The 14,004-nt window shown below is 50.5% G+C and carries 12 protein-coding genes; 11 read left to right on the forward strand and 1 reads right to left on the reverse strand.

The features are described 5' to 3' along the window. Nucleotides 1–137 precede the first annotated feature (137 nt). The 3 genes from CCY32_RS15290 (at nt 138) to CCY32_RS15300 (ending at nt 3,438) form a co-directional block, all read left to right on the forward strand. Nucleotides 138–437, forward strand: coding sequence for a ComEA family DNA-binding protein (locus CCY32_RS15290; RefSeq protein ID WP_168171545.1), 300 nt, complete (start codon nt 138–140; stop codon nt 435–437). Between the two features lie 126 nt (nt 438–563). After that, nucleotides 564–1,979, forward strand: coding sequence for a mannose-1-phosphate guanylyltransferase/mannose-6-phosphate isomerase (locus tag CCY32_RS15295; protein WP_088332226.1), 1,416 nt, complete (start codon nt 564–566; stop codon nt 1,977–1,979). A 10-nt stretch (nt 1,980–1,989) separates the two neighbouring features. Next, entirely contained in the window at nt 1,990–3,438 is a 1,449-nt protein-coding gene (locus tag CCY32_RS15300) for a phosphomannomutase (RefSeq protein ID WP_088332228.1), read from the forward strand. 159 nt (nt 3,439–3,597) lie between these two features. Here the strand turns inward: CCY32_RS15300 and CCY32_RS15305 are convergent, their stop codons facing one another. Next, entirely contained in the window at nt 3,598–4,059 is a 462-nt protein-coding gene (locus tag CCY32_RS15305) for a GNAT family N-acetyltransferase (protein ID WP_088332230.1), read from the reverse strand. 134 nt (nt 4,060–4,193) lie between these two features. Here CCY32_RS15305 and putP point away from each other — a divergent pair, with 134 nt between their 5' ends. The 8 genes from putP (at nt 4,194) to CCY32_RS15345 (ending at nt 13,961) form a co-directional block, all read left to right on the forward strand. Continuing rightward, the gene (gene putP / locus CCY32_RS15310) at nt 4,194–5,708 is read left to right on the forward strand and encodes a sodium/proline symporter PutP (protein WP_088332360.1); all 1,515 of its coding nucleotides are present in this window, start codon (nt 4,194–4,196) and stop codon (nt 5,706–5,708) included. A gap of 161 nt (nt 5,709–5,869) precedes the next feature. Continuing rightward, a complete protein-coding gene (locus CCY32_RS15315) occupies nt 5,870–7,087 on the forward strand; it encodes an HDOD domain-containing protein (RefSeq protein ID WP_088332232.1) in 1,218 nt (405 codons plus the stop codon). A 187-nt stretch (nt 7,088–7,274) separates the two neighbouring features. Further along, entirely contained in the window at nt 7,275–8,189 is a 915-nt protein-coding gene (gene cysD, locus CCY32_RS15320) for a sulfate adenylyltransferase subunit CysD (RefSeq protein WP_088332362.1), read from the forward strand. Next, the gene (cysC, locus tag CCY32_RS15325) at nt 8,189–8,782 is read left to right on the forward strand and encodes an adenylyl-sulfate kinase (protein ID WP_088332234.1); all 594 of its coding nucleotides are present in this window, start codon (nt 8,189–8,191) and stop codon (nt 8,780–8,782) included. Before cysD ends, cysC begins: the two co-directional genes overlap by 1 nt. Then, complete coding sequence (cysQ, locus tag CCY32_RS15330) at nt 8,782–9,567, forward strand: 3'(2'),5'-bisphosphate nucleotidase CysQ (RefSeq protein WP_088332236.1); 786 nt, start codon at nt 8,782–8,784, stop codon at nt 9,565–9,567. Before cysC ends, cysQ begins: the two co-directional genes overlap by 1 nt. 1 nt (nt 9,568) lies before the next feature. After that, nucleotides 9,569–10,984 carry a sulfate adenylyltransferase subunit CysN gene (gene cysN / locus CCY32_RS15335; protein ID WP_088332238.1) on the forward strand — a complete coding sequence of 472 codons (1,416 nt, stop codon included), beginning with the start codon at nt 9,569–9,571 and terminating at the stop codon, nt 10,982–10,984. Between the two features lie 10 nt (nt 10,985–10,994). Beyond that, nucleotides 10,995–12,722 (forward strand): SLC13 family permease, encoded by a 1,728-nt coding sequence (locus CCY32_RS15340; RefSeq protein WP_088332240.1) that lies wholly within the window; start codon nt 10,995–10,997, stop codon nt 12,720–12,722. Between the two features lie 108 nt (nt 12,723–12,830). Then, the gene (locus CCY32_RS15345) at nt 12,831–13,961 is read left to right on the forward strand and encodes a PQQ-dependent sugar dehydrogenase (protein ID WP_088332242.1); all 1,131 of its coding nucleotides are present in this window, start codon (nt 12,831–12,833) and stop codon (nt 13,959–13,961) included. Nucleotides 13,962–14,004: the final 43 nt, after the last annotated feature.

Here is a 14,004-nt window from a genome sequence, read left to right on the forward strand (position 1 = left end):
GTTCTCAAAGGCCGGCGTTCCGGCCTTTTTTCTGCGTAATTTTCTTCTACACTTAAAGGTGCTTTAACTGCATATTGTGGTTTGTATGCGGTTGAAGTCTTCACACCCAAATGGATAACAAGGTTAAGGAGAAAATCATGAAATGGTTAATATGGGGTGTCGTAATGCTTGGTCTGTTTGCCCCTTTACAGACCCTTGCATTGAATAAGGATGTAACTCAGGACAAAGTGGCAACCACACAAGCTGTCATTAATCTCAATACCGCTTCACTGAAAGAGCTGATGTCGCTTCCCGGCATTGGCAAGAAAAAAGCTGAGGCGATTATTCAACACCGGGAAAAACATGGCAACTTTCACTCCATTGATGATCTGGTAAAAATACAAGGTGTGGGCAAGAAGTCCATGAACGCCTTGCGAGGTAAAGTCAGCGTCAATTAAGGAAAACATGCCGTATCAGGTACAAGGACGTACCGCTATGGTTATCAGAGCCTATTCAGCTATACCTCAGCACGAATTGAAATGGTATGCTTGGCAGATAACAGTATGTCAGTCAGGATGATCCTTATGAAGCCAATTATCATGGCAGGAGGCGTAGGTAGTCGCCTCTGGCCCAAATCCCGGGCCGCTTTTCCCAAACAATTTCTGCCGCTAACCGATTCCCACAGCATGTTGCAGCAAACGCTACATCGTCTTGATGGACTTGCCTGTGAAGCACCGGTTTTTGTCTGTAATGACGCACACAGGTTTATTGTTGCAGAGCAGTTGTTGCAATCTGATATTGCCCATGACGGCATCTTGCTTGAGCCAATGGGCAAGAATACCGCACCTGCCATCGCCCTTGCTGCCTTTCATGCTGTGCAAAACGGCGAGGACCCGGTGTTGTTAGTGCTGGCCGCAGATCATCTGATTGAAGATGTGCACAGCTTCCACCAGGCCATTGCCAACGCGCAGGCACTGGCATTACAAGACAAACTGGTGACCTTTGGCATTGTCCCCACCAGCGCCCATACCGGATACGGCTACATCCGTCAGGGTACAGCCCTGGCTGGAAACGATAATGCTTTCGGGGTGTCGGAGTTCGTTGAAAAACCGAATCTGGAGACCGCCCAACAGTATCTTCAACAGGGCGGATACCTGTGGAATAGTGGCATGTTTATGTTTAAGGCCAGCCGCTACCTGGAAGAACTGAAAAAGTTTGCGCCACAGATACATGAGTGCTGCAAAACAGCCATCGAATCTGAGCAAAAGGACCTTGATTTTGTCAGGGTCAACGCTGAAATCTTCTCACAGTGCCCCTCAGATTCAATTGACTACGCCGTTATGGAAAACACTGACGCGGCCGCAGTGGTGCCTCTGGACGCTGGCTGGAGTGATGTGGGCAGCTGGTCATCGTTGTGGGATGTGCTGCCCAAAGACACTCAGGGCAACGTGATACAGGGCGACGTACTCCTTGAACAGGTTAACAACAGTTATATTAATGCAGAAGAACGGCTGGTCTGTGTGATTGGCCTTGACGATGTGATCGTGGTCGAAACCAAAGACGCGATGCTGGTAGCCCACAAAGACAAGGTTCAGGACATCAAAAAAGTGGTCGATACGCTCAAGGCGCAAAAACGTCCCGAGTATGAATTCCATCGTGAAGTATTCCGCCCCTGGGGCAGCTATGACTCATTAGATCAGGCCGAACGCTTTCAGGTCAAGCGCATTAAGGTTAAGCCCGGCGAAAAACTGTCATTACAAATGCATCACCACCGCGCTGAACACTGGATTGTCGTGACCGGCACGGCCAAAGTCAGTTGTGATGATAAGACCTTTTTACTCACTGAAAATGAGTCTACCTATATTCCCATCGGCACCACCCACAGTCTTGAAAACCCCGGCAAGATACCGCTGGAGCTGATTGAAGTGCAATCGGGTGCGTATCTGGGTGAAGACGATATCGTGCGCTTCTCAGACCGCTATGGTCGGGTCAATAAGTAAGGACGCTGCAATGCATCTCAGTTGTTTTAAAGCCTATGATATTCGCGGTCAGCTGGGTCAACAGTTGAATGAGACGATTGCCTATCGGATTGGCCGTGCCTTCGCCGAGCATCTTGAGGCCAAAGAGGTCGTTGTGGGAGGTGATATTCGGCTGACCTCAGAGCCTCTAAAACTGGCCCTCAGTGCCGGACTCATAGACGGTGGCGCCAGCGTCACTGATTTGGGCATGACCGGTACCGAAGAAATCTACTTCGCCACCAGTTATCTCAATCAAAGTGGTGGTATTCAGGTGACGGCCAGCCATAACCCGATTGATTACAACGGCATGAAATTGGTCCGCGAAGGCTCCCGCCCGATAAGTGGCGATACCGGGCTTGATGACGTGAAAGCCCTGGCCGAGGGTTATGACGATCAAGAGGTGGCGGTAAGTCTGGCCGCATACAGCCATGATAAAATCAAAGGGGAATTCGCTCAGGGTCATGCTCTGGTCGAGCGGGATAAACTTTTGGCAACGGGCTCCTACCAGCAAAAATCGGTATTGTCTGCTTACACCGAGCACATGCTGAGCTATATCGAGCCACAGCAGTTAAAGCCCCTTAAACTGGTGGTTAATGCAGGCAACGGTGCGGCCGGACATGCTATCGATGCGATTGAAAAAGCCCTTGCTGAACGCGGTGTTGAAATCGAGTTTATTAAGGTCAATCATCAGGGCGATGGCACCTTTCCCAACGGCATTCCTAATCCGCTTCTGCCTGAATGTCGTCATCAAACCCGTCAGGCGGTCATCGACCATCAGGCCAATATGGGCATTGCCTGGGATGGCGATTTTGATCGCTGCTTCCTGTTTGATGAAAAAGGTAACTTCGTCGAGGGCTATTACATCGTTGGATTACTGGCCAAAGCGTTCCTGAATAAGGATCCCGGGGCCGCAATTATTTTCGACCCCAGAGTCTACTGGAATACACAGGACATCATCCTCAATGCCGGTGGACGGCCGGTGATGAGTAAAACCGGTCATGCCTTTATCAAAGAACGTATGCGCAAAGAAGATGCGGTTTATGGTGGTGAAATGAGTGCCCACCACTATTTCCGTGACTTTGCCTATTGCGATTCGGGCATGATCCCCTGGTTATTGGTAGCGGAGCTTGTCTCCAGCAGCAATCAGGCCCTTTCCGAGTTAGTGGCAGAACGCATTGCTGCCTTCCCCTCTTCCGGTGAAATTAACCGCACAGTGAAGGACGCAGATGCCACCCTGAACACTATTCTGGAAACCTATCAGGACCAGGCCAAACACCGGGATAATACAGATGGTGTCGGGCTTGAATTTGACCAGTGGCGGTTCAATTTAAGAAAATCCAACACCGAACCAGTTATTCGCCTGAATGTAGAGACCCGGGGGGATAAGGCATTGTTGCAGCAAAAAACAACGGAATTACTGGCGCTAATTGATACCGACTGACACCGGCAGCGCATCACTGATGCTGGTGTGAACAGGCATCAGTGATGCCTGTGCTAAATCAACTGCCAGTTGTGTGCCTTGTTCAACCTGTGACTGCAACGCCAATATGGAGCTTTCGAAATACGTCCTGTCCAGTAAACGCCTTACGTACCCTGTGCTTTAGGAAGGTTGCCATACCAGCGGGCGGTGCATATCAACATGCAAAATACCGCCATCGTCGTATTCTGGCCCTTTAGGGGTAAACCCCCAGCCACGATAAAAGTCCTGCAGGTGTACCTGCGCACTGAGCTGCAAGTCTGGATAATCCTGCAGCGACTGTGCTTTGCCGATCAACGACTCCATTAACGCCTTTCCCTGTCCCATCCCTCTGGCATTTTTTGCCAGCACAATGCGCTGCAACCGGTAACACTTCCCCTCATCGTCAGGGAACAGACGCGCATAACCAAATAACTGCTGCTCATGCTCGAGCAAAACATGCCAGCTGATGGGATCCAGGCCATCAATGTCAGCATAAATACTTTGCTGCTCAATGATAAAGACCTGCTGTCTCAGCGCCAGAATGCGCTCAAGTGTCAAGGTGTCCAGCTGTGCGTATTTACACCAGCGTGTTTGCAGTTTCATAAGTGCTCTGGAGAATGGGATAACATCTTGATAGCATGGTACGCTAATTGACTGAATTTTCTAATTTTTACTTTTTCGTTGTTTCTGTTCAGTCAAAACAATTACAGGAGAGCTTTGTGGAAACTGGTACGTATATAGAAACTGGTACATTAGTCTCGCTCGCATTATATTTTATCGCCATGCTGGGCATTGGCTTATATGCTTATCGCACGTCAACCTCGGATGTCTCCGGTTATATGCTCGGCGGCAGAAAGCTGGGACCTGGTGTCACCGCGTTATCCGCCGGCGCCTCTGATATGAGTGGCTGGATGCTGATGGGATTGCCCGGTGCGATGTATCTGGCGGGGATATCTCAAAGCTGGATCGCCGTGGGTCTGGTCATCGGCGCCTTTTTGAATTACCTGATCGTGGCACCAAGGCTACGTGTCTACACGGAAGTGGCGAATGACTCGATCACCATTCCCGATTACTTTGCTAATCGCTTTGACGATAAAGGCCGCTACCTGCGCATCTTCTCGTCGCTGGTCATTATAGTTTTCTTTACCTTATACACCTCGGCCAGCCTGGTTGCAGGCGGTAAGCTATTCGACAGTTCATTTGGCATGGATTACAGCACGGGCCTGTTTGTCACCGCGGGTGTGGTCGCGGCTTATACCCTGTTTGGCGGCTTTCTGGCGGTGAGTATGACCGATTTTGTGCAGGGCTGTATCATGTTTGTGTCGCTGGTGATGGTGCCTATTGTGGCTTTCAATCATTTGGGCGGCGTGGATCAGGTGAGCACCGCCGTTGGCGACATCAACCCTGATATGCTCAAACTCTTTGTCAATGGTGCTACCGGAGAGGCGCTCTCCGTGCTTGGTGTCATTTCACTGCTGGCCTGGGGGCTAGGCTACTTTGGTCAACCCCATATAATTGTTCGCTTTATGGCAATCCGTTCAGTCAAAGCGATCACCACCGCACGTCGTATTGGTATGAGCTGGATGATCGTATCCATTATTGGTGCCCTGGCGACTGGCTTTGTGGGGGTTGCCTATGTGGCTGAAACAAAAATGCAACTGGATGATGCGGAAACGATCTTCATCATTTTCTCGCAATTTCTGTTTCATCCGCTAATTGGCGGCTTCCTGCTAGCCGCGATTCTGGCGGCCATTATGAGTACCATCTCGTCACAGCTTTTGGTAACGTCAAGCTCGCTCACCGAAGATTTCTACAAGGCGTTCCTGCGCCGTGATGCCGGTGATAAAGAACTGGTATTGGTGGGTCGAATCTCGGTACTGGTGGTGGCGTTGGTTGCTATCGTGCTGGCCTGGAATCCGCAAAACAGCGTACTGAATTTGGTCAGTAATGCCTGGGCAGGTTTTGGCGCCGCCTTTGGTCCCGTGATCATTGTCAGTCTGTTCTGGAAGCGCATGAATCGCAACGGCGCGCTGGCCGGGATGTTAGTAGGCGCGGCTACGGTACTGTTCTGGATCTATGCACCCGTCACCATTGGTGGAGAAAGCCTGAGCAGCGTGATCTATGAGATCGTCCCTGGATTCATCCTATGTACATTAACCATTTTCATTGTCAGCAACCTCACGGCGCCGCCCAGCGAAGCGCTGCAAAGCCGACATGAAGAAATGGAAGTGAAACTGCGCGAAGAGTCTTAATAATCAGTCAGTTCGAATAAAATACCGGCATACCTTGCCGGTATTTTTTTGTCCATTGCCTTGAGATAGCAGATTGTTACAGTTGTGTGAATCGCCTCTGGTATCCTGTGCACCAATCTACTAGCATAGAGATAGCTTAGGAACAGGAGAAGCACTCTACAATGGCGTTTTTTGCAGCTCGTCAGCCCATACTAAACAGAGAAAAAGATGTCGTGGCCTATGAGCTGTTATTCAGAGACAGCCTGGAAAATGTCTTTCCTGACGTCTGTGATGAGCAGGCAACCTCAAAAATGATAGAAGGCCTGCAGTTTAACCTTGGCATGGATAAGCTGACCGAAGATAAACTGGCTTTTATCAACTTTACCGAAGAATCGCTGCTAAATGGCTACCCTATGCTCCTCCCAAAAGAGTTCGTGGTCGTCGAAATCCTGGAAACCGTCACTCCCACCAAGAAGTTGCTCAAAGCCTGTCAGGAATTGAAACAGCGTGGTTATACCATTGCATTGGACGACTATGAGCATAAAGGTGTTTGGAAGCACTTTTACCCCTATACCGACATCATTAAGATTGATTATCAGGTTACCCCGGCCAGTGAAATTCGTCTGATCAAAGAGGCTATTGGAGGCTTCCCCAACATCAAGCTTTTGGCGGAAAAAGTCGAAACCCATGATGAGTACCATCAGGCATTGAACATGGGCTTTGAATACTTCCAGGGCTATTTTTTCAGCAAACCCGAGGTACTGAAAAGCCGCACGCTGGAGCCCTCGCAAATGACTGTCGCCAGGTTGATGACCTCGCTGGCCGAACCAGAGCCGGATACATCGGCAATTAGTCAGGTATTTGAAGGCGATGTGAATCTCTCTTTCAAACTGTTGCGTTATGCCCAGTCACCCATTTTTAAACGGCGCAGCGAGATCTCAAACATCAAACAGGCCATCGTGTTACTCGGCTTACAAGAACTCAGACGTTTTGTGTCAGTACTCTTTACGGCTCAGTTTGTGGACAAGAAACCTCCCGCATTGACGGTAATGTCCCTGGTCAGGGCCCGCTTTTGTGAGCTGACCTCCACGTTGCCCGGAGAACAGGCTACAGAAAGCGCCGCATTTCTGACCGGGTTATTGTCCCTGCTCGAAGGGATGCTGGATGCACCACTGGTGGAATTGCTCGACAAACTGCCAATTTCACAGGTCATTAAAGATGCTTTGGTCCGTCGCCAGGGGCGCCTGGCTGAATACCTGACCCTTATGGAGGCCTTTGAGCAGGCCGACTGGCAAGCGGCCAAGAGTCAGTGTGACAAGATGGGGTTCAGTATAGATAAAGTCACGCGAAATTATCTGGATGCCGTACGCTGGGCAACCTTAAGAGAAAATTCAGCCTGAACCGATAACAACATCACCCTGTTAGTGCGCCGATTTCCCTTCCCTTGCGCTGCATATATTAAGATCGTTTGCTATTTGATATAGCGATCTTGCATAGCCAGAATCGCCCCGATCGTGGTAATGTTCTATGTATAGAACACAATCGCATAATACTCATTCTGAAAACTTTACAGGTCTGAACAAAACCATGGACGCCAATATTCCATCCTTAACCCATCTGAAGCAGCTCGAAGCTGAGAGTATTCATATTTTTCGTGAAGTGGCGGCGGAGTTCGACAACCCCGTAATGCTGTATTCCGTTGGTAAAGATTCTTCCGTACTCCTGCATCTGGCCCGCAAGGCCTTTGCGCCCGGACGTATTCCCTTTCCACTGTTACACGTTGATACCACCTGGAAGTTTCGCGAAATGATTGAATTTCGCGATCGTATGGCAAAACAGCATCAGCTCGACCTGATCGTTTACAAGAATCAGGAAGGTATTGACATGGGTGTGGGTCCTTTCAGCCATGGCAGCGCAAAACACACGGATATCATGAAAACGCAGGCGCTTAAAAAAGCCCTGAATAAGTTTCAGTTTGATGCGGCTTTCGGCGGTGCGCGCCGGGATGAGGAAAAATCGCGGGCCAAAGAACGGGTATATTCCTTTCGTGATGAAAATCACCGCTGGGATCCGAAAAATCAGCGTCCTGAATTATGGAACATTTATAATGCTCGGGTGAATAAAGGTGAAAGCATTCGGGTCTTTCCATTATCCAACTGGACCGAACTGGATATCTGGCAGTATATCTATCTGGAGAACATCGAGATTCCTGAGCTTTACCTGGCCAAGCCGCGCCCGGTTGTTGAGCGTGATGGCGTGCTGATCATGGTAGACGATGACCGCATGCCACTGGAGGAAGGTGAAGAGCCGAAAATGGAGTCCGTTCGATTCCGCACACTTGGCTGTTATCCTTTGACCGGTGCGGTGCAGTCTCATGCCGCGACCCTTCCTGATGTCATTCAGGAAATGTTGTTGACTAAAACTTCAGAGCGCCAGGGTCGGGTCATCGACCACGACAGTTCCGGCTCTATGGAGAAAAAGAAAATGGAAGGATATTTCTGATGAGCAATAATATCGTCTGGCATGATCACAAGACTACCAAAGCCGACCGCGCTGCCCAAAAAACTCAGCAACCCGCCGTTATCTGGCTGACCGGGCTCAGTGGCTCTGGCAAATCCACTATTGCCAATATTTTAGAGCAGAAGCTGACCGCCGCAGGTAAGCACACCTACCTGCTTGATGGTGATAATGTGCGCCACGGGCTATGCGGCGATCTGGGCTTTGATGACAAAGACCGGGTTGAGAATATTCGCCGTATCAGTGAAGTGGCGAAACTGTTTGTCGATGCGGGGCTTATCGTCATCACCGCATTTATCTCTCCGTTTAAAACGGACAGAAAGTTTTGCCGTAATCTGCTGGAGGACGGCGAGTTCGTTGAAGTTTTTGTGGATACACCGCTGGAGGTATGCGAGCAACGTGATCCCAAAGGGTTATACCAGAAAGCACGCCAGGGTGATATTAAGCACTTTACCGGCATTGATTCGGCGTATGAGGCCCCTCAGGCGCCGGAGATACACCTGACATTTGACGGTGAGACGCCGGAGCAGTCGGCAGACAAGCTGATCAGCGCATTGACACAGAAGGGTTACCTGTAATGAGCAAGGCGCAATTGGCTGAGCAGGTCACGGACATCGCCCATCGGGCGGGCGATGCCATCATGAATATCTATGCCAGAGATTTTGACGTTGCCAAAAAAGATGACAAGAGCCCGCTTACTGAGGCAGATCTGGCCGCCCATCATATTATTGTTGACGGGCTGAATGCCATTTCCGATCTGCCTGTACTGTCCGAGGAATCTGCCCATATCGCCTGGGATGAACGCCGTGAGTGGTCACAATACTGGCTGGTCGACCCCCTTGATGGCACCAAAGAGTTTATTAAGAAAAATGGTGAATTTACCGTCAATATCGCCCTGATTGAACAGGGTGAACCGGTATTGGGCGTGGTCTATGCGCCGGCGCTTAATGTTACTTATGTTGGCGTGGTCGGTGAACAGGCTCAGCGCATACAGTCCGACAAGACAGAGCCACTCAAGCCAGCCCGGCACCAAGATGGTGAAACCTGGAAAGTTGTGGGCAGCCGCTCACATCAGAGTCCACAGATTCAGTCATTGCTCGAGCAGTTACCGGGCGAAACCGAGTTGGTTGCCATGGGCAGTTCCTTAAAACTGTGTCTGGTCGCGGAAGGCAAGGCACACCTTTACCCTCGGCTGGGTCCCACCAGCGAGTGGGACACCGCAGCGGCCCATGCCATTGTCATTGCTGCCGGTGCCAGGGTGGTTGAACTGGACGCCGACAAGCCTCTGACACAGCAGAATACACCTCTGCGCTATAACCAGAAAGAATCGTTGTTAAACCCTTATTTTCTAGTGAGCTGTTAACATGAATAGCCAAAATGATCTCCTCGAAAAGGACATTCTCAGTTACCTTGAACAACATGAGCGTAAAGATTTACTACGCTTTTTGACCTGCGGCAGCGTCGATGACGGTAAAAGCACACTGATCGGTCGCCTGCTGCACGATTCCAAGATGATTTACGAAGACCAACTGGCAGCCATCAGCAAAGACAGTAAAAAAGTTGGTACCACTGGTGAAGAAGTGGATCTGGCGCTGCTGGTAGATGGTCTGCAGTCTGAACGTGAGCAGGGTATTACCATTGATGTGGCATACCGCTATTTCTCCACAGATAAGCGCAAATTCATCATTGCCGATACCCCGGGACACGAACAGTATACCCGTAACATGGTCACAGGTGCCTCCACCTGCGAACTGGCGATCGTCATGGTGGATGCACGCGGCGGTGTGAAAGTGCAGACACGTCGACACTCATTTTTAGCCTCATTGCTGGGCATCAAACATGTCATCGTGGCCATCAACAAAATGGACCTGATGGACTACGATCAGGGTACCTTTGATAAAATCCGCGAAGACTACCTGCAATTTGCCAAGCAGCTGAATATTCCGGACATTCACTTTGTTCCATTGTCGGCCCTCAAAGGTGACAACGTGGTGAACCGCAGCGAAAGCATGCCCTGGTACCAGGGAGAGACGCTGATGCAGTTGCTGGAAAACATTGAAGTCGCGAAAGATCAAACGCAGCAGGATTTCCGCTTCCCGGTGCAGTACGTTAACCGTCCGAACCTCAATTTCCGAGGTTTTGCCGGCACCATTGTCTCGGGTCAGATCAAACCCGGCGATGAAATCACCGCGCTGCCCTCTGGCAAAACCTCTACCATCAAAGAGATTGTCACCTTTGAAGGGGAACAGGATTTAGCCTATGCGCCGCAAGCTGTCACACTGACACTGAATGACGAAATTGATGTTTCCCGTGGCGACATGATCGTCAAAAGTGACAATCTGCCGATGCACAGTACAGCCTACAAAACCCATCTGGTGTGGATGGCAGAAGATCCGCTGATGCCGAATAAGCAATATGAGTTCAAATTCGCCACCAAGTCGGTATCAGGATCGGTACAGCGTCTGGATTACCAGATTGACGTCAACACCATGGAAAAGAAAGATCTGTTGCACCTTAATCTCAACGAGATTGGGGTCGGCAGTATCAAGCTGACTCAGGCCGTGGCCTGTGACTCCTATCAGCGTAACCGCAAAACCGGCGCCTTTATCATTATCGATCGCCTTACCAATGGTACCGTGGGTGCCGGTATGATTATCGAAGCCGATGAATCTGCCAATAAAGACACCAAGCAGAGCTATTCCGAGTTTGAACTGGAATTCAATGCACTGGTGCGTAAACACTTCCCACATTGGCAGGCGCTGGATATCAGCAAACTCTGAGTAAAATGAGATGGACATTAACCAGCTTCTGGTTGCAGGGATTTTTATTGTCACCATCGCGGCGCTTATTTTTACCGATAAGCGCCCGTCGGCCATTTTCTCATTGGCAATGCTGGCTTTGTTGGCCAGCGGCCAGCTTTCCTTGTTACAGCTCTCCCATGGGCTGACTAATCAGGGACTGATTACTCTGGTCTTGTTATTGCTGATCAGCAATGCCATCGACAAGACCTCGCTTTTGAAATTGCTCGGCAGAAAGCTTATCAGCGCCAGTTATAACAAGAGTTATTGGCGCTTATTCGGTCTGACATTCTCCAGTTCAGCCCTGTTAAACAACACGGCGATTGTCGCCAGCCTGATCAGCCCGGTAACGCAAAATCAGTTTCACCCGGCCTCACGGCTACTGATCCCCCTTTCCTACTCCGCTATCCTGGGAGGAACGGTGACCCTGATTGGCACCTCGACCAACCTGATTGTAGACAGCTTTTTGGTCGAAAAAGGACACCCGGGCTTTGCCTTCCTGGACTTCACCTTATACGGATTGGTGGCAGGTTTGTCCTGTGGATTATTGTTGTTTCTTATCTCTCCGCTTCTCCCCGAGATAAAAATCAAGCAGGCTGACTATAAAGAGTATTTTATTGAAGCCAAAGTAGACGCAAACTCTCCGCTCATCGGCAAAAGTATTGAAGAAAATCATCTGCGTAATCTGCCTGAGCTGTATCTGGCAGAAATTATTCGCCAGGGGCACCTGCTTTCACCCGTGACCCCCGAAATCGTTATCGAAGCCGGTGACAAACTCATTTTTAGTGGCAACGTCAAGCGCGTAGACAGTCTTAACCATATTCCGGGCCTGACCCTGTTTGCCGAGACAAATGGATTGCTGCGGGAAAACCTCACTGAAGTGGTCATATCCAATCGCGCCAAACTGATCGATAAAACACTCAAAGAAGTGGGCTTTCGCGCCATGTTTGACGCCGCAGTCGTCGCCATCCGGCGTGATGGCGAAAGCCTGTCGGGAAAACTGGGGGATATCAAATTGCAATCCGGTGACAACCTGCTGTTGGCCACGGGACCGGATTTCGACACACGCAATAACTTATCCAAAAACTTCTTTATCCTCACCGAGCACAGTCTGCCGAAAAAGCTCACCACGTTTCAGGAGCGGTTGACCCTTGGCGGCTTTTTACTGACCGTGTTACTGAGCGCCACAAACATTGTTTCACTGGCCACCGGGCTGGTTTTTCTTCTGGCGATATTGGTCTTCAGCGGCATCAGTAATGGTGCTGAGCTCAAACGCCATCTTCCGGTGAATCTGATCATGGTGATTGTTGGCGCCCTGGGCCTTGCCACCGCACTGGAGCAATCGGGTCTTATTGCCAGTCTTAACACCCTGGTCTTTCCATTGCTGGAAAACACCAGTCCCTTTGTGGCCCTGGTTGTCATCTATCTGCTGACGCTGTTACTGACAGAGCTGGTCACCAATAATGCGGCTGCGGCACTGATGTTTCCTTTTGCCTGGGGCATCGTTGAAATGCTCAGCGCTCCGGTGCTACCTTTTGCACTGGCCGTCGCGTTTGCTGCCAGTGCCAGCTTTATCTCCCCATGGGGATACCAGACCAATTTGCTGGTGTTCAGCGCCGCAAACTACAAGCTCTCACACTTTGTGCGTATCGGTGTACCTGTCTCTATCCTGTACTCCGTCGTCGTGTTGTCCCTGCTGAAGATCAGTTTCGATCTCTAGTTGCCACTTATCGGCTCAACTGGCTTTATAATTCGCTCAAGTGCAGGAAAGTCCGGATATTTTCCGCTAGCATAAACAGCTACACCAACACTGTGAGAAGGAAAGACGATGACCCGCAAATTTGCGTTGTTACTGGCCAGCCTGACCCTGGGGTTAAGCACGGCCGCCTGCGCCAACACACCTGCTCAACTTGATACTGAACAGACCCGCATTAAGGTTGATGTGGTCACCTCAGGGCTACAGCATCCCTGGGGCATGACCTTTTTGCCAGATGGACGCATGCTGGTCACCGAACGCACAGGTACGTTGCGGGTTGTGGACGAGCAAGGCAATAAATCCGCACCGCTCACCGGACTTCCTGACATCCTCGCCAAAAACCAGGGCGGTCTGCTGGATGTGACCATCGACCCCATGTTCAGTGAAAACCAACGTATTTACTTCAGTTTCTCTGAGCCGGCAAAAGACGGTGACAAAACCAGCACCGCTGTGGCCAGCGCCATTCTTGAAGAAGATGGGCTAACGGCATTACAAGTCATTTTCAGTGCTAACCCGAAAATTGACACCGGCCATCACTTTGGCAGCCGTCTGGTGTTTGACCGCACCGGTGCGTTATTTATTACTTTGGGCGATCGGGGCTCACAGCGTGACGGAGCGCAGCAACTGACCAGCCACTACGGCAAAGTGGTGAGGGTCCTGCCCAACGGACAGGTACCGGCAGACAACCCCTATGTTAACAACGATGCCGCGCTGTCAGATATCTGGTCTTATGGACATCGTAATGTCCAGGGTGCTGCGCTAAACCCTTATACCGGTGAGCTCTGGACCCATGAACACGGGCCTCAGGGTGGCGATGAAATCAATATCACGCGCGCCGGCAAGAATTATGGCTGGCCGGAAATCACCTATGGCGAGGAGTATGGTGGCGGTGAAATCGGTGACACCGAAAAAGCCGGCATGGAACAACCGTTGCATTATTGGGTTCCATCGATTGCACCAAGCGGCATGGCCTTTTATACCGCCAATGCCTTTGCAGACTGGAAGGGTAATCTGCTGGTCGGGTCATTGAAATTCCGCCAGCTGGTAAGACTGACTCTGGATAAGCAGAACAAAGTGAGTCATGAAGAGCGCATTGATATTGGCCAGCGTGTTCGCGATGTACGACAAGGGCCTGATGGAGCGGTGTACCTGTTAACGGACCATCCCGACGGGCAGATCTTGCGACTCAGCCCCAGCAACTGATTCCCGCGTCACAGTCCCATTAATTGGCGTCACAGTCATGTAG

The sequence above is a fragment of the Lacimicrobium sp. SS2-24 genome, from assembly GCF_002201535.1.
Classification (GTDB): Bacteria; Pseudomonadota; Gammaproteobacteria; order Enterobacterales; family Alteromonadaceae; genus Lacimicrobium.